Here is a 19,287-nt window from a genome sequence, read left to right as displayed (position 1 = left end):
AAGCTAAGCCCATCCATGGATAAAATTTATGATTTATTAAACAAACATTGGGGCTATCATTCCTTTAGGCCCCTTCAAGAAGCAATTATTAAGGGCATCCTAGATGGAAAAGACGTATTGGTTTTTTTACCTACTGGTAGTGGCAAGTCACTTTGTTTTCAATTACCGGCTTTATGCAAAGAGGGCTTAACCCTTGTAGTAACGCCCCTTATTGCGCTTATGAAGGACCAAGTCACCCAACTTTCCCAGAGAGGTATTCATGCAGAAACCATTTTCTCAGGCATGTCTAGTGTAGAAATAGAACGAAAACTAGACAATTGTGTATATGGTAATGTAAAGCTTTTGTATGTATCCCCAGAACGATTGCAGACTGACCTCTTTAAACTGCGTGCACCTGCCATGTCTATTACCACCTTGGTAGTAGATGAGGCCCACTGTATTTCCCAATGGGGGTATGATTTTAGGCCCTCTTATTTAGAAATTGCCCACTTTAAGCAAATGATTCCAAAGGCGAATACAGTAGCCTTTACAGCCACTGCGACCAAAGCTGTTAAACAGGATATTCAAGATCGTTTGTCTCTTAACCATCCGCTCCTTTTTGCCCAAACTTTTCATAGGCCCAATCTCATTTACTGGGTACGCAAAACAGATCAAAAAGAAACACAACTGCTCAAAGCCTTACAGCATACTGCTGGACCAGCCATTATCTATGTAAACACACGTAAAAAGACAGAAACCATTGCTGCTTTTTTGCATAAAAATGGCATCACGAGTGCATTTTACCATGCTGGTTTAACCACGGCCGATAGAGCTACCAAACAAGCCATATGGAGCGAAAACAAAGTACGTGCCATAGTGGCTACAGCAGCTTTTGGTATGGGTATTGATAAAGCAGATGTATCCTTAGTAGTGCATTTAGACCTACCCTCTTCGTTAGAAGCCTATTGCCAAGAAGCAGGAAGAGCAGGTCGGAATAATGGGATCGCCTATGCCATTCTTTGGTATGATCTACAAGATATTGCCTATTTAAAACAAAAATGGAAAGAAAGCTATCCCACCATTGATCAAATAAGAAAAATCTACCAGCATTTAGTGAATTATTATAAAATCGCAGTAGGTTCTCATGCTTTTGTAACCTATGATTTTGACTTAGAGGATTTCAAAAATGCAACCGGACTCTATATAAAAGAAGCCTACTACGGATTAAAAGCATTAGAGTCAGCAGGTTTTATACAGCTGAATGAAGCCTATTACCAATCATCTAGGGTCTATTTTCTCCTATCTAGCGAAGCATTGTATGCATTTCAACTCCGCCATCCTGCTTATGATTTATGCATCAAAGCACTTTTAAGGCTTTATGGTGGAACACTTTTTACGCCACATTGTGCAATCGTTGAAAAAAAAATAGCCCAGCTGCTGCACCTTACTGAATCTAAGATACAAGACCAATTATATGCTTTGCATCGATTAAAGGTTCTGGAGTATATTCCCAAAAAGGAGAATCCACAAATTACTTTTTTAACACCACGCTATCTTGCTACTGAACTGCCATTACCGATCCAAAAAATTGAACAAAAAAATAAAACAGCTTATCAGCAAATAGAAGCGGTTATACAATACGTTACTAACGACCGGAACTGCCGGTTAGCTATATTATTGGATTATTTTGATGAAGATGGAGCAATCTGCAACCAGTGTGATATTTGTAAAAGAAAATCAGCAGAAAATATAAAAAGTAATATTGTGGAAGCAAATAGAAATTACGTTATAAATGCCATTAAACAAGGCCAACAGGAGCTTAAAAAGCTCATAGAATCAGTTGCACCTGAAAAAGAAAAAGAACTATTGGATACGATAAGAGATATGTTAGATGCAAAAGAAATATACTATCCAAACCCTGGACAACTACAGATTAATGAGTCTGCAAAGTCATAAATCAGAAGCGTTAAGTTTTTTTATCGACGACCATTAGCGTTTTAAATTGACGCAATTGCAACAACCGAAAATTAAGCTTGAATAGGAGATACCAAACTTAAGCGAGTTATCTTCTTGCATCAAATGCTTCAGCGGCAACCGTTTCTGTTACTATTGTTATGTGTTCCTTTATGAAATTTAAAACCCTAGCCCTGGCTAAGCGATTATACAATTTGAAATAATACTTATTTCCCTCATTACCTTGTAAAAAGGAAAGTGCACTGGCATGAAAAGTAGGATCATCAGCTTCTACCTCCATACCATTGTTATTGGCATAATCAATATATGCACGTTTGGTTTCCTCGACCACATCTGAGGAATCAACAGCTAAATTATTTTGGCGGGCTATGCTGGCCAATAACAGCTCCCACTTTAAACTTTCTTTATGGGCACAATAGTAGTCTTCAATCTCTTCTAACGTTGCCTTTGGATTGTTAAATAAAAGCCACTTTTTAAGAAAGGGCTCTGGCAATTCAATAGCATTATGCTTAAAAAGTGCTTCCCGCAAATCCTCATAGAATGCATAACGCGCTTCTGTACGTTTATCAAATAAAATAATTTTAGCAATAGCGTCTCTAAACTCATCTTCAGAACGAGCAACGCCACTTCCTAATACAAGATCAAAAAGTACAGGATCAATAGGGGCTGGTACAACACGAACGATTGTGTTAATCGTAAAAATAGCTGGCCAAGCAGACCCATGCCTTTTAAAAGAAGTAAACTCACTAAAGCTTACACCTAAAAGAGGAGAAAAGTGATGCGCTAACATTTCTTCCGTTATGGTTACCTTATGACCAACAGAAAGGCCGACCAATGCTCCTCTTAAATGCTCAGGAACATGCATTATAGAAATACGAATATCCAGACCAACTTCACCCCTACTATCTGTAAGTGTACCATACAATAGAGCATCAGCTGCGCTTTCATCAAGATGAACAGTTTGACCATGAACAATTTGTAACGCTGCCAAAAACTCATCGATCAATTTGGAACCAACAGAATCTATTTCAAACTCAGTAATAGAAATATTAGGACCCAATACAATTGGATGTTGTTCAATTAACCCAATTTCATAAGAAAAGGTAAACGTAGATTGATTTTTAAGATCTATTTCCTGCGCAGGGGGAACTGAAAGCGGTTCCATAAAAATAGGAATAGACTCTTGCACAATATAGTTTTTTAAAGAGTCTGTAGCTAATTTATGGAGCCCCTCAGCAAGAATAGAGGGGCCATACATTTTTTTAATAAGATCTGCAGGGACAGCTCCTAATCTAAACCCCTTTAAACGAACATTTTGAGCATAGTGCTTCAATTGTTTATCAACAAATGGCTTGTAATCAGGCTCATCTAACGTAATGGAAATAATCCCATGATTAGGATTAATCTTACTAAACTGAATATCCAAAGTAAAACAGATTTAAAAGACAAAAAGCAAATGCTTTTACACTAAAATACACATAAAAAGTACGGATGAAGGGACTCGAACCCCCACACTTTACAGTACTAGATCCTAAGTCTAGCGCGTCTACCAATTCCGCCACATCCGTAGGATAGTAGAAGAGCAAAAGGAACTCTTTTACAAAAATAGAAAAAACGAGCTTCTCAAGCAAATAGCGAGAAAGAAGTATTTTAATTAAATTGGGATCAATTTAAGGATGATACCATCAACAAGCCTAACCGATAAAACTTATCGAATAGACTGGGGTCATATTAATCAATATGAATCGTATAAGGAAGCATTGCTTGTACACCATAGGGTCTAGATAGGATTTGATAATGGTTTAATATAGGATATTCTTGGACTAAACTTTCAAGCAACTCCACTTTAACACCATCAGTAGTATAGTATAACAGTTGTTCAAGTCGTCTTTTACGACGAGGGAAATAACGAATACCATACTTTGAGGTTACTTTAGCTAAATCAGCAGCTTTAGCAATAGCGGCCTCTAGTCCACCCAATTCATCCACTAATCCATTATTAAGCGCTACTGAACCGGTGTATACCCTACCACCAGCTAACTTTTCTACAGCAACTAAATCTAGCCGACGCCCATTAGACACCTTACGTAAAAAATCATTATAATTTCCTTCCAGCATTTTATACATGAATTTAGACTCCAATTCAGAACAGCTTACTCTAGGATGTAAAAAGTCTGCAGAGGAAGCAGTCTTTACTACATCAGAGTTGATACCTATTTTATGCATCAATCCATCTATATCAAATAGTATGCCAAAAATGCCAATAGAACCTGTAATAGTAGTAGGTTGTGCAAAAATATAATGGCAAGGCGCAGCAATATAATAACCACCAGAGGCCGCTACGTTAGACATAGACGCCACTACTGGCTTAATCGCTTTAAATTCTTCTATGGCCTTCCAGATGATATCTGAAGCACATACATCACCCCCTGGTGAATTAATCCGCAATACTAAAGCTTTTATATTACTATCTTCTTGAATGGTCTTTAGTATTTTAACAAAATCATACGCACCAACATAACCAGCCCTAATAGATCCATTGACGATTTCTCCTTCCGCAATTAGAACGGCAATGTTATCGACTAAATTAGGGGGAGCTTCTGAAGCGCTATAGGATCTATAACTGATCCAAGAGGGAGATTTTAGTTTTTCCTGTAGCAACTTTTTAGCATCTGTTTTATAGCCTATCTTGGTAATTAAGTGGGCAGAAAGGGCATCATTGGGTAGTACAGCTGAAAGATTATTAGCATATTCTTTGAGTGCAGCAACCTTTATATCTCTAGAAACACTTATTTTGGTTAAAAGATGATCATAGAAAGACTGAAGATATGCTTTGGTTTGGTTTCTACTTTCCTCGCTCATCTTAGTCAAGCAAAAAGGCTCTACCGCATCTTTGCATGCGCCAATGCGGAATATTATGGGCTTTATAGAAATATTTTCGAAAAGCTTTGTATAGAAAGAAAAGGTTGCAGACAAACCTCTGAATTCTAAAAAACCACTGGGGTTTAGTATGATTTCATCTGCTAAGGAAGCCAAATAATAGGCCTTTTGTGTATAGTGGTCTGCATATGCAATGATGGTTTTGCCTTGCTTTTTAAAAGCCAATAAAGCTTCTCTGATTTCTTCTAAAGCAGCTAATCCCACATCTAAATAAGATAAATCTAAGTAGATAGCGGCAATACGATTGTCTTTAGTTGCCTGATGAATGGCTTTTTTAACGACTTTAAAATCGATCATACCTTTATTGGAGCCAAATAATGAAATGGGCATCCACTCAACTACTCGCCCTTCCATACTGAATACCACAACTGAATTGTTTTCTACCGACTTAGAACTTTTAGAAGTTAGCTTTAAAAATCCAAAAACAATTATGAAGGATAACAATAACAAAGAGATGAGAAACCCTATAGCCATGGTAAATACCTGCTTAATAAAACGCTTTATTTTCATTTTGATTATAAAAAAGTGGGTTGTTATAATAACTTGTACGCCTAAAGTCAACAGGGAAAGTTTGTTTATCTTCTTAAACAATATTGTTTTATGCTTGCGTAGACGTGGGCCTGCGCGGACTTGAACCGCGGACCTCTACATTATCAGTGTAGCGCTCTAACCAGCTGAGCTACAGGCCCTAAAATCCATAGGGGCTACTTGCCATACCAACACGGAGCATAAAAAATATACCAATGAGGCTAGAAATCTAATTTATAGTACATTACTACTATAACTTATTTTAAATGAAATAGAAAGCAATGAGATTGCATAGAACTGCTATTCCATGCAAAAGGCTTTTTACCTATTTCAAACCAGCTAAGCTGCTAGCACAGCTAAATTACGCATATATTCTGTATATACCCAATAAATAGCAGTAAGAAATCTTTATTTTGATCTATTTTTCATGATTAACGATGGGTAAAAATTTTTTTACCGATAGGAAGTTGTAACTTTAAGCGTAGATTTAGAGCGAGTGATCAGGCAGTCTATCTAATCTTATTGCATGCTTTATTCGCAATAAACGCAACATATAGAGCCAGAAAGCGGATCGAATCCGTCTGCCATAGATCGTAGATAGCAAAATTATATTAAACCCTATTTATGTTACAAATTGGAGATTGTGTATTGGGTGATTTTCCACTTTTATTGGCGCCTATGGAAGATGTAAGCGATCCTCCCTTTCGTGCCATATGCAAAGCAAATGGTGCAGATCTCATGTATACGGAATTTATTTCCTCAGAGGGACTGATTAGAGATGCCACAAAAAGTGTAAAAAAGTTGGAAATATATGAAGATGAGCGTCCTATTGGCATACAAATATTTGGGGATGTAATAGAGGTTATGCGAGAAGCGGCTGCTATTGTAGAAAGGTCCCAACCTACTTTATTGGATATCAACTATGGTTGCCCTGTTAAGCAGGTAGCTTGCAAAGGAGCGGGCGCGGGTATTCTTTTAGATCTTCCTAAGATGCAGGCGATGGCTGCAGAAATTGTCAAACAAGTTTCTATTCCGGTTACGGTAAAAACACGCTTAGGATGGGACCATGCATCGATTAAAATTCTGGAAGTGGTGCAGCGCCTTCAAGATGTTGGGGTACAGGCTGTAACCATTCATGGAAGAACGAGACAACAGATGTACAAAGGATCGGCAGACTGGAGTTATATTGCGGCTGTAAAAGCAGATCCGAGTATTCATATCCCTATTTTTGGGAATGGTGACATTGACACGCCTGCTAAGGCAGTTGCCTATAAAAACGAATATGGGGTGGATGGTATTATGATTGGCCGTGCCAGCATTGGCTATCCTTGGATTTTTAAAGAAATCAAACACTACCACGCAACAGGTGAACTACTCCCCCCTCCTACTTTAATAGAACGGATTGAAACGGTAAAAAAACACTTGGTACATGCGATAGAGTGGAAAGGGGAACGCACAGGTATACTAGAAATGAGGCGCCATTATACCAATTATTTTAGAGGGGTTCCAGGGATAAAACACTACAGATCTAGTTTGGTAACGGCTAGTAGTTATATGGCTATATGTGAGCTTTTAGATGAAATAGTCGAAAAGGTGCCTGGTGAATAATAGGTTTACTTGTGCCTGTCGTTAAAGCAATGACGGGGGCTTAAGGAAATAGTATTTTAAAGCAGTTTATGGATCGTTAGCATACTCCACTGCCTATGGCCGCCGATAAAAAGTTTGGCACACAGTAAAGGTAAGGATTTTGTCATAACGCTCTTTAACAGAAACTACTCAGATTTTTCCTTCCCTTGCTTCCCTGAGGAAGGAGATGGAGACGGCTTTGGATGCTTTATTAGGTTCATCTCATTTTGAAGTTTACCAGAATATTTCTGGCTTATTTTCTTGCTATGTTGTAGGTCCATTATTTCCGCAGTAATCTTTTTGAAATCCTCGTCTGTTAACTCTTTTATAGTCTCTAATATAGCTTTAAACATTTTTAAGCTAGCGTTAGATCTGTCGAAAAAGCGAGGCTCTGGTAAATAGGCAGATGCAAATACAGAATTTCCCTCCCTATCTCTTTTAAAGAGCTGCTCAATAGAATTAACTTTATTCCATATTAACTTAAATTCGTTTTTGCTCTTAAAAACAGCGGCCATATGTAGAGGAGTCCTACCTTTATTATCTACTTGAGTAGCGTTAATGTATATACGGTTCAGTAATTCAGCAACTATGTGATTATAACCCTTTTCTGCCGCAATGCCAAGAGGTGTTTTACCACTTGATTCATCGGGTGAATTTGCGAATTCAGGATTTTTCCATTTAGTTTTTTGATCCTGATCCATACGTGCTAAAATAACTTTTACCAGCTCTTCTTTTCCTGAATTTACTACAGCATAAAGCCAACTTCGACTTTTGCCATTTATTTTATTTTTATGTGGTTGACTAATATCGATTAGGTTATTAATATATTCAGTGAAGCTACCCTTATCCATTTTTGCTACTATTACATCAGCCAGGTTACCTAAAGGTATTAAGCTTTTGCCTGGACAGCTTATCGCTTGCAAAGTAACCAATAAAAATAAAATATTGATGGCGGCTTGCACCGAGTACAAAAGTGGCTTTTTATGGCCATTAAGTAGTTTGATCTTCTTAATCATGGTTTTAATAGTTCGTATACGTTATAACTAACAATATGGATTTTGCTGTAAATTTTTTGACTATTCTTGTTTAGAGCATTTAGGATGCCCTTCTTTTCCTTAATTATATTAAATAATATTGCAAACAACAAGTGTTTGATTCAAAAACTGAAAACTGAGATGATGGGGTTTTTACCCTTTTTGCTTGATAAAAAAGGGTAAAGATAAATTCCTTGTTAGGAAAGAGCTAAAAAGGCATCAGCAGGGCTATCCCTATAGCCCTGCTGATGCCTGTGCTTTCAAGTTTAATAACGGCTTTATTTTACTACTTAAAGTAAGTCAATGTACATTTTGATTTACCCCTTAGTTCATATCCGCTATACCCTCGTCATCAGAGTAGTCTTGTTCTTTTATTGGCTTGCTGTGCGTTTGATTATGTGCGGATTGCTGCTTTGCCGTAACTATATTGCGCAATTTCTTAGCATATTCCTCACTGATTCCGCCTTTTGCCCTATGTATAACCTCTCGTTTATCAATATCTTTTATAATAGAATTCCAATTGTCTGCTGCTAGCGCATCCTTTACAAAGTCGATAGCGTACGTAAACATTTCAATATTGGTTTTAGAAAGGGCAGGTTGGATACACAAGCTGGATAAATAGACACACTCCCATACAGAATTGCCATCGTTGGTTCTGTTAGCAAGCTGCTTGACCACTACTTCTTTACTTTTACCTGGCGCTAAATCCTTAATTTGATCTAATACTAGCTTAAATATATTTAGCCTATTTTTATACGCAACTTTATGTAGTAAACTTTCACCTTTTTTATTTACTGCGCATAATGGGCCTAAAGGCAGCTGCTTGATCAATAATATCCCCTCTAGCTGGTTACATCGGATGGCTACATCTATGATCGTCTCATCGCTATTATTTGTTATCTTTAGTCTGTTTTTGTGCTCAGGAGTGAATGCACTTTTGATGAATTCATGTAATTCATGTTGTGTCTTTTTGTGTTCATCTTTCATCATAGCAAGATGGAATATTGTGTTTCCATTTTTGTTTTGTGCAAATAGTGCATCTAGGAGTTTTGTCTTATCGTCTTGAGAAGCCCAAGCATCCTTGATGCATTCGATAAATTTTTGTTGTATAGCCTGCTGGTTATTCTCCAATGCAGTATGGAACGCTGTGTCTCCATCTTTATCTTGTGCAAATAGTGTACTTACGAGTTCTACCTTATTGTCTTGAGCAGCGAGAGCATCCTTCTGAAGCCTAACGATCAGCTGATTTGCTATACCCCCCCAATTATTTTTAACTGCCCAATGTAGAGATGTCTTACCTGAACTTGGAGCTTGGCTCTTGATATCAATGTCAGGTTTTTTCAACAAAATATCAGCCATTTCTTTCCTTTTATATTTACACGCTAGTAATAGTGGTGTTCTGCCCTCACCTTTTTTATTAATATTAATTTTTCTGTTAATATCAATGTATCCATTGCACTGATCTCCAACCAAAATCTTAAATATTTCAGTATGGCCTCGTATAATAGCTTCTGCAAGAGGTGTATTTCCACTAATTGGGTCAGGTGCGTTCATAAACGCTTCACTTTTGGGCTTAGAACCTGGGTTTTCTTTTTCATTTTCAAAAAGCTCTTTTAAAATCATTTTGAGTTTTTCAAGCTTGTCATGCTTTATCGCCGCGATAAAGAACGACAGCCCTTTTTCATCTTTCCAATCGCGAACATCCTTAACATTTTTCACCATTTGACGAAATTCTTCATCACTCGTCTTTTTTACTATATGCCCTGCTACCCCACCTCCTATACACTTACCAAAACCGTGCAAAACAAATGCTAAAGACAAAACCGTAATACCTTTTGAAAATAAACCAGACTGCTTATTTTTTATGTTAAATGTTTTCATATATTATTTTTTTAATTGACTTTTTATAGATGATGGGTTTCCTTTTTAAAAAATAAGGAAGTAATCGTTCTTTTATTTCATTATAAGGAATTCAGTCTAAAAAAACTAAATTGTAGCTAGTATTTTGCCATTTTAAGGCAAGATTACGGCTGCAAGTTTGCTTTTTCAGCTGAAACAAGTTTTTTGGCCTTAAATTACTAGTTTTATTGGATCGTAATTTTGTATCTAACCAGCGGATGGTGCCAATTTGCAGCTTAGACCTGCTGCTTGCTTTACTATATCGCGCAATTGTGTAGCATATTTATTACTTATGCACTTTGCATTTTCTTGGTTATTAATACCCTCTAAAATAGTATCCCAATCTGCTTTTTTTAGACTAGCCTGTACAAATGCTATAGTATCTTTGAATATTTCAATATTAACCTTATTGTTGATAGGTTGGATGCCAAATCGGGATAAATAGATAGATTCCCATATAGTCTTCCCTTGTGTAGTTTGCTCAAAAAGTTGTTTTACCATTTCATCGCTCCCTCCAAGCCTGCGTATTCGACCTAAGACTGATTGAACTGTAGATGCAAATTTTAGACGCGCACATACATGTAGTAGCGTCTCCCCATTTTTATATTTTCGGCATAACCTTTCTAGAGGCTGCTTGGTGAGAAATACCATTCCATTCGGCTGATGTTTGTCTACTGCAATATCAAGCATATCTTCTCCTGCATTATTTTTTATCCAAAGTTTGTCTTCAGAAGCCAGTTTAATCAAATCACTTTGTACATCTGGCAGCTTGTATTTCATTGCAAGGTGCAATGGGGTATCTCCATCGTTATTTTGTGCAAATAATAATTCTAAATCCTTTTCTTTTTCTTTAAGGCGATCAATCAATGTTTTGGCCATATCTGACTGGCTGCTTTCAATAGCCACATGTAGAACTGTGTTACCTGAAGTTGGGTCTTTAGTCTTAATATCAATATTAGGATGCCGCAATAAAATATTAGCTATTTTATAGTCATAATTCTTAAGCGAGAACCAAAGGGAATTTTCACCAGAATCTACTATTTTCTTAACATCAGAACATTGAATTTTATTAATGTCAATGTATTTACTGTATTTTTTTTCGTAAAAATTTCAATTACTTCATTCTGACCTGATCTGATCGCTTCCCAAAGCGCTGTTGCGCCTGTTCTTCTGTCAAATGCATTAATAAAATCTTCATTGGTATGTTTAAAACCTGCTTCCTTTTTTTGTATAAAATTTTCTAAAATTGCTTGTACTTTGTTAGCGTAGCCATACTTTACTGCAATGTAAAAAACATACCTTCCTCTTTCATCTTTCCAATCACTAACATCTGGACACTGCTCGACTGAAGCAACAAAGTTTTGATAAGGCATACTGGCTAACTGATACGCTCTTAGATTTGACCCAAAACAGCTTTTGCTTTCGAAAACAATCGATAAGCATAAAGCAGCCATCCCTCTTGTAAAAAAACCAGATCGTTTGCCATTTATGTTAAGCTTTTTCATATCTTACTTTTTTTGATTTGTTTTTTAAAAATTGATTGATTTTTATATGTATTGCCCTTGTAGTATATAAGCAATCCATTCCAAAAAAACCAGTTTATAGCTCAATAATGCTACAATTTTAGGGTTGTAAATTTACCTTTAGGGCCTTTTTGTCTGGGTTAAATTTGCTATTTTAAGCCTGATATATTTGGATGCTATTATTATTATACACGTATGTCAAAACCAGTTGCGCCAACGCCTTTAATGCGGCAGTATTTCGCGATCAAAGAAAAATATCCTGGGGCATTATTGCTCTTTCGGGTGGGTGATTTTTACGAAACTTTTCTGGAAGATGCGGTTACGGCGAGTAAGGTGCTAGATATTGCGCTTACCAAGCGGGCGAATGGATCGGCTGCTAGTGTGGAGTTGGCTGGTTTTCCCCACCATGCCTTGGATCTTTATCTGCCCAAATTGGTAAAGGCGGGCCATCGGGTGGCGATTTGTGATCAGTTAGAAGATCCCAAACAAGCCAAGGGTATTGTACAAAGAGGGGTTACGGAATTGGTTACGCCGGGTCTTTCTTTTAGTGAAGCGGTGTTGGATACAAGGGCCAATCATTACCTCGCATCGATTTTTTTTGATAAAGGAGTGCTGGGCATGGCTTTTTTAGATCTTTCTACAGGTGAATTTTTTGTAACGCAAGGGGCATCGGATTATATGCAAAAGGTATTGCATCATTTGGCGCCATCTGAAGTTGTTTTTAATAAAAAACAACAGGCTTTATGGGATGGTTTTGCGCAAGGTGGGTTGCATACTTATGCGCTGGAAGAGTGGGTGTTTCAGTTTGATTATGCCTATGGTTTGCTGAACAATCATTTTGGAACCCATTCTTTAAAAGGTTTTGGCATCGCAGATTATGCTGCGGGTATTATAGCAGCTGGTGTAATTTTACACTATTTATCGGAAACGGAACATAAAGATATCAAGCACATTCGTTCAATTGCCCGGCTAGAGGAGCATCACTATGTTTGGCTGGATCAATTTACCGTTAAAGCTTTAGAGTTGATGGTGCCGCAGCAGGAAGGTGGAACCACGCTTATTGAGATCTTAGATAGAACGGTTACCCCTATGGGGGCGCGCTTGCTTAAAAAATGGTTGCTGTTTCCGCTTAAATCAGTGGCACCTATTCAAGAGCGGTTGGCTATAGTAGAATATCTTGTAGGAGATGCTGCACGCGCAGAACAATTGGTACGCTGTTTGCACCAAATAGGTGATCTAGAGCGGCTTATTTCTAAAGTAGCGGTGGGTAGGGTGAATCCACGGGAGATGGTGGCTTTAAAAAGGGCATTAGAGCAAGTTCAACCGATGCAAACGGCGCTGCAAGCGAGCGGATGCCCTTTATTACAAAAGCTTAGTGAACAGCTGAATGGCTGTCATGCGTTGGTGGAAAGCATTCACCATACCCTGCAGGAAGATCCCCCTATACTAGTCAATCAAGGGGGGCTGATTCGGCCGCATGTGAACGATGAGTTGGATGATTTAAATAAAATCATTTACGATGGAAAAGATTATTTGGTTCAACTGCAACAAAAAGAGCGCGAGCGTACCCATATTCCTTCCTTAAAAATCTCTTATAACCGTGTATTTGGCTATTACCTTGAAGTCCCCAATGCCCATAAAAATAAAGTACCTGCAGATTGGATGCGCAAACAGACCTTAGCTGGTGCAGAACGGTATATCACTGAAGCGTTAAAAACCTATGAGGAGCGGATCCTACATGCAGGAGAAGCGGCACAACTGCTAGAGCAACAAATTTATCAAGCCTTAGTAGCAGCAGCAGCAGCAGCAATTCCAGAGATTCAAAAAAATGCCAAACATATTGCACAATTGGATGGCTATCTTTCTTTTGCGAAGCAGGCGGCTGAGTATCATTATACCAAGCCTATTATAGATGATGGCACGTTGTTGCATCTTAAAGGAAGCCGCCATCCTGTTATTGAGCAGCGGCTGCCCATAGATAAAACCTACACGCCTAATGACATTTATTTAGACCCATCCACACAACAAGTTATCGTCATTACAGGGCCGAATATGGCGGGTAAATCCGCCCTATTGCGTCAGGTTGCCTTAACGGTTTTAATGGCACAAATGGGCTCTTTTGTACCAGCAGATTGGGCACATATTGGCATCGTAGATAAAATATTCACAAGGGTAGGCGCCTCAGATAACTTAGCCCAAGGGGAGTCTACTTTTATGATGGAGATGGTTGAAACAGCTAGTATTATGCACAATCTTAGTGACCGTAGCTTGGTATTGATGGATGAAATAGGACGCGGTACCAGTACCTACGATGGCATTTCTATTGCTTGGGCACTGGTAGAATATTTGCATAATCATCCGAACTATAGGCCTAAAACGCTTTTTGCTACCCATTACCATGAGCTGAATGAACTGGCAAGCGAACTCCCTAGGGTTAAAAACTTTAATGTAGCGGTGCAAGAAATAGATCGGAAGATTCTTTTTTTACATAAACTAGTGGCGGGAGGAAGTGCGCATAGCTTTGGCATTCATGTAGCCCAAATGGCGGGTATGCCCGCTGCGATTTTGGAAAGGGCCAGAGCTGTATTGACGCACCTATCAAGGGTAGGTGGCAAGATCCATGGAAACGTGGTGCATGCACCCAAATAAGCCTATCAACTGAAACTTTTTGGTTCAGATAAAGAACTGAATACCCTCAAAGCCTTCTTAGAGGCTATTGATATCAATAGCCTTTCTCCAGTAGAAGCTTTCTTAAAATTGAATGCGCTCAAGGATATGATTAAAAGTTTTAAAAATTAGCGATAAAAGTCCATAACCATTTTGAAAAAAAAAAATCTTTAAGTAAATTCGATCTATTGTATAGCGCATTAAGCGAGAATAGCTCAGTTGGTAGAGCACGACCTTGCCAAGGTCGGGGTCGCGGGTTCGAGTCCCGTTTCTCGCTCTTTCTAACGCTTTAGGTACGCTATTGGGTAATTTGTATCTTGGTAGCGGTTGGTTAGCTTATTGCGCTTGTTTTTGTGTGTGCTGTCTCCACAGCTCATGTGGCCTTGCCAGGATGGTGGAATTGGTATACACGCAAGACTTAAAATCTTGTGGCCTTAGGCCATGCGGGTTCGATCCCCGCTCCTGGTACAAATCCACTCTTTTTCCGCGCTATATCGATGAATTTTTCTTCTGTTTCGTTTTTAGATGTTGTCGCATGCATAGGTTCATCAACAGCGGTCATGTCGCTTCTTCCGCAGATTATACAGTCATATAGGACTAAATCTGTTAATGACGTTTCTATGTTGATGCTGTTGAATCTAACCGTTTCTTCGGTTAGCTGGAGCCTTTATGCAGCAATGACTGCTGATAAACCTTTGCTCCTCACCAATCTGCTCCTCACAATTGGATCTTTAATCATGGTAGGGCTGAAGCAAAAATACCACTCAGCTAAACGCTGAGAAGGATTTGTGCTGCAATAACTTGAGCAGATGCACTATAACACTAGAAGAATAGTAAAATTATACTATCTCCTTATCGGACGCAACGGCCTCGGTGATGTGATTGGTTGCTGATTCAATGAACTATACTGGGCCAATAAATTATATACTTGCTTCACATTTTCATAGTCGTTTACATTTTTACTGGTATCCTTACGGTTGCTATCAGCCAAATCTAGTGGGATTTTTTCCTTGGAGTTTTTTATTGATAAACAGTTAAAAAAAAGGGACTTATAAGGAAAAGAGTACTGTTGAATCTTATCAACTAACAATTGGACGACCCTTACAGGAACATTACACTGGATCGCCAAATGCAGTGGGGTATTGCCATTTTGATCTTGTGCACATAAATTATCTAGCTGGTTGCTAGAATGATCAACTTGCTCAATTAATTTTTCTGCTGCATACTGAAAACCAACTTCAAAGGCCAGATGAAGTGGCGTTTTTCCCTGACCGTCTTTTATATATAAAGAGTTAGTTGTTCCTCCCTTTGAAACTCTGCCAATAAATCGCTGAAATAACAAGTCGGTTAAATCAATATATTTATTTTTAATGGTTAAATGAAGTGGGGTAACACCTGATTGCGGATGTGGTGTTTCAATATCTAAATGATCCTTATCATAGCACTTGGTCATCAAAATATTGGCAGTTATTGAATCATTGTTATACAGTGCCAATAGAAGGGAAGTGGGTATCATAGATGGTAAACAGGCCCCAATATTATTCACCTCGATATAAGGATTACCAATTAAAAGCTCAACTATTTTTTGGTACGCTGTACTTGGTTGGTATGTGTTATGGCGGCTTCTGTCTATAGCTTTCCCAAGAGCTGTTTTTCCGTTCACAATATCAACTGAATTTGGAAAATTATTGATAAAAATAGCGCGTGAGCCTTTTTGACGGTGACTAATACGGCGAATGATTTCGTCTAAAATTACTTTTACCCTATAAGGGTCGCCCAAATTTACTGCAGCATGTAGCCAATCGATTCCATTAACTTTCTTATCAATCTTTTTACGATGGATCTCCTTACGCAATTGTTCGAGGGAACTACTTTTCAATATTTGAGTGATATCTTGACTCCTACATAATTGAAAAACAGACAGTAAAAAGAAAGCCATCATCCATTTTAGCCAGAAATTATGGTGCTGAATTTTTATAATCGTTTTCATATGGCTTTAATGTTCAATATACTTTTGGCTATAATAAAGTTGCTTAACGCTCAATGGTGTAATTTTTTTACAAGTGGTAATCATAGAAGCATTTAGCACGCTTTTTATCTTAATAAAATTAGTTTAAAAAAGAAAACTTATTTAAAAACTTCAGTTTTACTGAAAGTGCCAAATTCCTTATCAGCGGCCACCATATCTTGTAACTTATATTCCGCACCACTCTTATTGCCCCTTGACGCCATTGCATGAACTGACACTAAAAAGCAAATAAATTAAGCCATAAAAATCCATATAAATTAATAAACTCAATAAAATCTATAGCAGTTAAAATTTAATCTTACAAATCAGATGTAAAAATATGTATGCAGGATATTAATTCATGTATTCCTATTCCTCTTGCTCACTATATTTATTCGTTAACATAACATCACCATACTGCTTACGCATTATAGGTAGCATAAGCAGCCAAAACCAATTTTCCAGAAAAAGCAATACCAACTTCTACTACCTCCTGTACATGGGGGTATTGTAATAATTCGGTATGATGCGACTGCAATTTTATTTGATCTGACGAGGGCGGGCAATTAAAGTAACCTCATCGCCACTTTTTAGGAAATCAGCAATCATAGCTGTCTTATCACAAAAGAGGTAATCGTTAGATACTAACCTATGAAAGTCACTAACCCCAATCGGTAATTTTTTCATGATGAGAAGATTTAAGGTGTACAATGAAAGAATAAGAAAAATAAACTAAGGGCTTACTAAGCCTATAGTAAAAAGGGGCAGACATTTAATTTAAATGTCTGCCCCTTTGATATATCGATTCAGATACATGGCAACACTACCTCAAAACCAGTAAAAAGAGGTAGGCATCATACTTCTACTTACTGACCTGAACAGTTCTAGCACCTATGCGTTCTGATTCATGTTTAGCTTCAGCTGCTGTTTTTAGTTTTCCTAAAGTGCGAACAGCTATTAACCAAAGTATAATCACAGCTATGATCATAAGCACAATTGGGGTGCGAATATTGGCGATATCACCACCACCAAGTAAGGTAGACATAGTAGTAACCAATACAGATGCTAAACTCTTTCCCAAACGAGAGCCTACACCATCTACAGCTGCTTTTCCACGTACCTTGGTTTCTTCATCTAGTGGAATATAGACTGCTTCTTTGGTTGGATCAAAAAGAACATATTTAACCGACTTAATCAAAACCACATTGTAAAGCCCTACTTGAACAGAGAGGTGCAAAGCAGTCAGATTAAAACCCTTTAAAAAATCATCCAAAGCATCCCCAAACCGAAGGAAGGTAAAAAACAAAACCGTCATTACCAATGCCGTAACCGGTGTAGCAGATGCGGCAAAACGCCATCCTTTTTTTAGTACAGGTGTGGCAAGGAAAATGGTTACTAAAATGGACATAACGCCTACTGCAATTTGCTGATCTGAATAGATACCTGCATAAATCGTATTATCACCAGTAATTTTTACATATTGCTGTATCTGCGCCTTTTGCACTGCTTCAAAAAGGGCAATCACCAACCCATAACCAACTACCAATATAGAAAGCAACATTAGGTACCTAGAACGCGCTAAGAACTTCATAGAATCCATAAAGGACATTTTTACCTTGACCTTTTTAGGTTTTTGCTCAACCTGATAGTAGGATGGGTTCGCCTTTATATCTGAAGTAAAGTAGTTATACACTACTAGCACCAAAATAATAGCTATAATCACAAACTTTAAACCTTGATCGAAATTGGTACGCACATTATCCAGCTTAAGAATGAACCCAGCTAAAATGCTGCCAATGGCAGCAAACATACTTAAAAAGCTATAAAATCTTTTAGCCTGATTTACAGCAGTAATTTCATTTACAAAGGTCCAAAACACCACACTTAATGCAAAAGTTCCCCAAGCTTCAGCATGGATATAAAAGAGGGAAATAGGCCAATGGCAAATGGCCCCCCAAAGTCCTATAAGGCTTGGAAACTTTTCTTCAAGCATCTGAGAGAGTGCATTAAGTTGCAATAACTCTTTTTTGGGGAGTAAGAAAACCAGTGAAAGGGTAAAAAAGGCAAAGAAGTAAATCATAACTGCATTGAACCTACCATCCCTTCCTGTAGAACGACTAACCTTTCCATAAAGAATGGTAAAGAAAATCATACTAGGCGTAATGGCTACTGCTTTTAACCAGTAAATAGCTGTAGCATTCATTTCCTTAAGGATATTCATATCCTTAAGGGAGCGTGTAAGTGCATAACAAAAAGATATGAGAATAAATATAAGGGCCATTGGCAAAAATTTACGCAGCTCATTTTTATGAATGGGGAATACGACCCCACGTACGTTGCCAAATTCTTTTTTCGTGCTCATTGTGTTTTTAATTTAGTTAAAATATAAAGTATAAAATCAAAACTGATCAGATACTTTATGGTGTTGTGAAATGTTTTTATAAAATGTTGATTATGCTCTTTTCATAGTTCTGTATTTATGGTTAGATAGTTGGATACGCTCTCAGGGGTAGCTTGCATAGCCATATCGCCTTTTGCCCAGTTTGCTGGACAAACTTCTCCAAATTGAACGACATGTTGCCACATATCAATAATACGGAGTATTTCACTGATATTTCTACCTAGTGGCAAATCGTTAATGGCCATATAACGTATGATACCTTCTTTATCAATTAAAAAAGTTCCACGATAAGCTACAGGAACACCTGTGAAAATCAATTGATTATCCTCATTATAGCTCCAGTTACCTCCTAAAACACCATAGTTGGAAGCAATCGCCTTACTGGTATCAGCAACCAATGGATAGGTTACGCCAGCGATGCCTCCTTTTGTGTTGGGTGTATGTAACCAAGCAGCATGGGTTTCTTCTGTGTCGGTAGAGCAACTAACCAATGCTACATTGCGCTTTATGAATTGGGGTAAATGGTACTGGAAGGACAATAACTCAGTAGGACAGACAAAAGTGAAATCTTTCGGGTAAAAGAAAAAAAGCACTTCTTTTTTTCCTAAAAACTGCTCTAGTGAAAACTCAGTTATGATGTTTCCACCATCTATGACAGCAGGCGCCTTGAAAATAGGGGCCTTTGTTGCTAATAAATGCACGGTATAT

13 protein-coding genes, 4 tRNA genes and 1 pseudogene are annotated in these 19,287 nt (G+C 37.9%); 6 read left to right on the top strand and 12 right to left on the bottom strand.

Annotated elements, in window-relative coordinates; translation table 11 throughout:
* Window positions 1-15: 15 nt before the first annotated feature.
* Window positions 16-1,935 (top strand): RecQ family ATP-dependent DNA helicase, encoded by a 1,920-nt coding sequence (locus tag ACOALF_RS03690; protein WP_419241155.1) that lies wholly within the window; start codon window positions 16-18, stop codon window positions 1,933-1,935.
* 106 nt (window positions 1,936-2,041) lie between these two features.
* On the opposite strand, the gene ACOALF_RS03685 is transcribed toward ACOALF_RS03690, so the two are convergent.
* From ACOALF_RS03685 to ACOALF_RS03670, 4 genes are all read right to left on the bottom strand, one after another.
* Entirely contained in the window at window positions 2,042-3,379 is a 1,338-nt protein-coding gene (locus ACOALF_RS03685; RefSeq protein ID WP_419241154.1) for a trigger factor, read from the bottom strand.
* A 60-nt stretch (window positions 3,380-3,439) separates the two neighbouring features.
* Window positions 3,440-3,521 (bottom strand) — tRNA-Leu (locus ACOALF_RS03680).
* A 163-nt stretch (window positions 3,522-3,684) separates the two neighbouring features.
* Complete coding sequence (gene sppA, locus ACOALF_RS03675; protein WP_419241153.1) at window positions 3,685-5,403, bottom strand: signal peptide peptidase SppA; 1,719 nt, start codon at window positions 5,401-5,403, stop codon at window positions 3,685-3,687.
* A gap of 105 nt (window positions 5,404-5,508) precedes the next feature.
* A tRNA-Ile gene (locus tag ACOALF_RS03670) sits at window positions 5,509-5,582 on the bottom strand.
* A gap of 463 nt (window positions 5,583-6,045) precedes the next feature.
* Here ACOALF_RS03670 and dusB point away from each other — a divergent pair.
* Complete coding sequence (gene dusB, locus ACOALF_RS03665; protein WP_419241152.1) at window positions 6,046-7,029, top strand: tRNA dihydrouridine synthase DusB; 984 nt, start codon at window positions 6,046-6,048, stop codon at window positions 7,027-7,029.
* Window positions 7,030-7,193: 164 nt separating this feature from the next.
* On the opposite strand, the gene ACOALF_RS03660 is transcribed toward dusB, so the two are convergent.
* The 4 genes from ACOALF_RS03660 to ACOALF_RS03645 all read right to left on the bottom strand — a co-directional run bounded on the left by ACOALF_RS03660 (window position 7,194) and on the right by ACOALF_RS03645 (window position 11,485).
* On the bottom strand, window positions 7,194-8,063 hold the full coding sequence (locus tag ACOALF_RS03660) for an ankyrin repeat domain-containing protein (protein ID WP_419241151.1): 870 nt from the start codon (window positions 8,061-8,063) through the stop codon (window positions 7,194-7,196).
* A gap of 342 nt (window positions 8,064-8,405) precedes the next feature.
* The gene (locus tag ACOALF_RS03655; protein WP_419241150.1) at window positions 8,406-9,962 is read right to left on the bottom strand and encodes an ankyrin repeat domain-containing protein; all 1,557 of its coding nucleotides are present in this window, start codon (window positions 9,960-9,962) and stop codon (window positions 8,406-8,408) included.
* A 225-nt stretch (window positions 9,963-10,187) separates the two neighbouring features.
* The gene (locus ACOALF_RS03650) at window positions 10,188-11,021 is read right to left on the bottom strand and encodes a hypothetical protein (protein WP_419241917.1); all 834 of its coding nucleotides are present in this window, start codon (window positions 11,019-11,021) and stop codon (window positions 10,188-10,190) included.
* On the bottom strand, window positions 11,018-11,485 hold the full coding sequence (locus ACOALF_RS03645; RefSeq protein WP_419241149.1) for a hypothetical protein: 468 nt from the start codon (window positions 11,483-11,485) through the stop codon (window positions 11,018-11,020). The genes ACOALF_RS03650 and ACOALF_RS03645 overlap by 4 nt, the downstream gene beginning before the upstream one ends.
* A 213-nt stretch (window positions 11,486-11,698) precedes the next feature.
* On the opposite strand from ACOALF_RS03645, the pseudogene mutS reads away from it, so the two are divergent.
* The 4 genes and pseudogenes from mutS (at window position 11,699) to ACOALF_RS03625 (ending at window position 14,949) form a co-directional block, all read left to right on the top strand.
* Window positions 11,699-14,302, top strand: a pseudogene (gene mutS / locus ACOALF_RS03640) (DNA mismatch repair protein MutS).
* 72 nt (window positions 14,303-14,374) lie between these two features.
* A tRNA-Gly gene (locus tag ACOALF_RS03635) sits at window positions 14,375-14,447 on the top strand.
* Window positions 14,448-14,555: 108 nt separating this feature from the next.
* Window positions 14,556-14,638 (top strand) — tRNA-Leu (locus ACOALF_RS03630).
* Entirely contained in the window at window positions 14,599-14,949 is a 351-nt protein-coding gene (locus tag ACOALF_RS03625; protein WP_419241148.1) for a SemiSWEET family sugar transporter, read from the top strand. Before ACOALF_RS03630 ends, ACOALF_RS03625 begins: the two co-directional genes overlap by 40 nt.
* 65 nt (window positions 14,950-15,014) lie before the next feature.
* Here the strand turns inward: ACOALF_RS03625 and ACOALF_RS03620 are convergent, their stop codons facing one another.
* The 4 genes from ACOALF_RS03620 to ACOALF_RS03605 all read right to left on the bottom strand — a co-directional run bounded on the left by ACOALF_RS03620 (window position 15,015) and on the right by ACOALF_RS03605 (window position 19,280).
* Window positions 15,015-16,160: an ankyrin repeat domain-containing protein gene (locus ACOALF_RS03620; protein WP_419241147.1), complete on the bottom strand. Its 1,146-nt coding sequence runs from the start codon at window positions 16,158-16,160 to the stop codon at window positions 15,015-15,017.
* A 558-nt stretch (window positions 16,161-16,718) separates the two neighbouring features.
* A complete protein-coding gene (locus ACOALF_RS03615; RefSeq protein WP_419241146.1) occupies window positions 16,719-16,865 on the bottom strand; it encodes an AAA family ATPase in 147 nt (48 codons plus the stop codon).
* A 175-nt stretch (window positions 16,866-17,040) separates the two neighbouring features.
* Complete coding sequence (locus ACOALF_RS03610; protein WP_419241145.1) at window positions 17,041-18,540, bottom strand: Npt1/Npt2 family nucleotide transporter; 1,500 nt, start codon at window positions 18,538-18,540, stop codon at window positions 17,041-17,043.
* Window positions 18,541-18,641: 101 nt separating this feature from the next.
* Window positions 18,642-19,280 (bottom strand): peroxiredoxin, encoded by a 639-nt coding sequence (locus tag ACOALF_RS03605; RefSeq protein WP_419241144.1) that lies wholly within the window; start codon window positions 19,278-19,280, stop codon window positions 18,642-18,644.
* Between the last annotated feature and the right edge of the window lie 7 nt (window positions 19,281-19,287).

It is taken from the genome of Cardinium endosymbiont of Nabis limbatus (assembly GCF_965196625.1).
Lineage (GTDB): Bacteria > Bacteroidota > Bacteroidia > Cytophagales > Amoebophilaceae > Cardinium.
This window is presented reverse-complemented; position numbering and strand designations above follow the sequence as displayed.

Excerpts from the sequence above, each read along its gene's own strand:
- ACOALF_RS03660 (WP_419241151.1), bottom strand. The coding sequence starts at position 8,063 with ATGATTAAGAAGATCAAACTACTTAATGGCCATAAAAAGCCACTTTTG.
- dusB (WP_419241152.1), top strand. The coding sequence starts at position 6,046 with ATGTTACAAATTGGAGATTGTGTATTGGGTGATTTTCCACTTTTATTG.
- ACOALF_RS03620 (WP_419241147.1), bottom strand. The coding sequence starts at position 16,160 with ATGAAAACGATTATAAAAATTCAGCACCATAATTTCTGGCTAAAATGG.
- ACOALF_RS03645 (WP_419241149.1), bottom strand. The coding sequence starts at position 11,485 with ATGAAAAAGCTTAACATAAATGGCAAACGATCTGGTTTTTTTACAAGA.
- ACOALF_RS03615 (WP_419241146.1), bottom strand. The coding sequence starts at position 16,865 with ATGAAAAAATTACCGATTGGGGTTAGTGACTTTCATAGGTTAGTATCT.
- ACOALF_RS03655 (WP_419241150.1), bottom strand. The coding sequence starts at position 9,962 with ATGAAAACATTTAACATAAAAAATAAGCAGTCTGGTTTATTTTCAAAA.
- ACOALF_RS03690 (WP_419241155.1), top strand. The coding sequence starts at position 16 with ATGGATAAAATTTATGATTTATTAAACAAACATTGGGGCTATCATTCC.
- sppA (WP_419241153.1), bottom strand. The coding sequence starts at position 5,403 with ATGAAAATAAAGCGTTTTATTAAGCAGGTATTTACCATGGCTATAGGG.
- ACOALF_RS03610 (WP_419241145.1), bottom strand. The coding sequence starts at position 18,540 with ATGAGCACGAAAAAAGAATTTGGCAACGTACGTGGGGTCGTATTCCCC.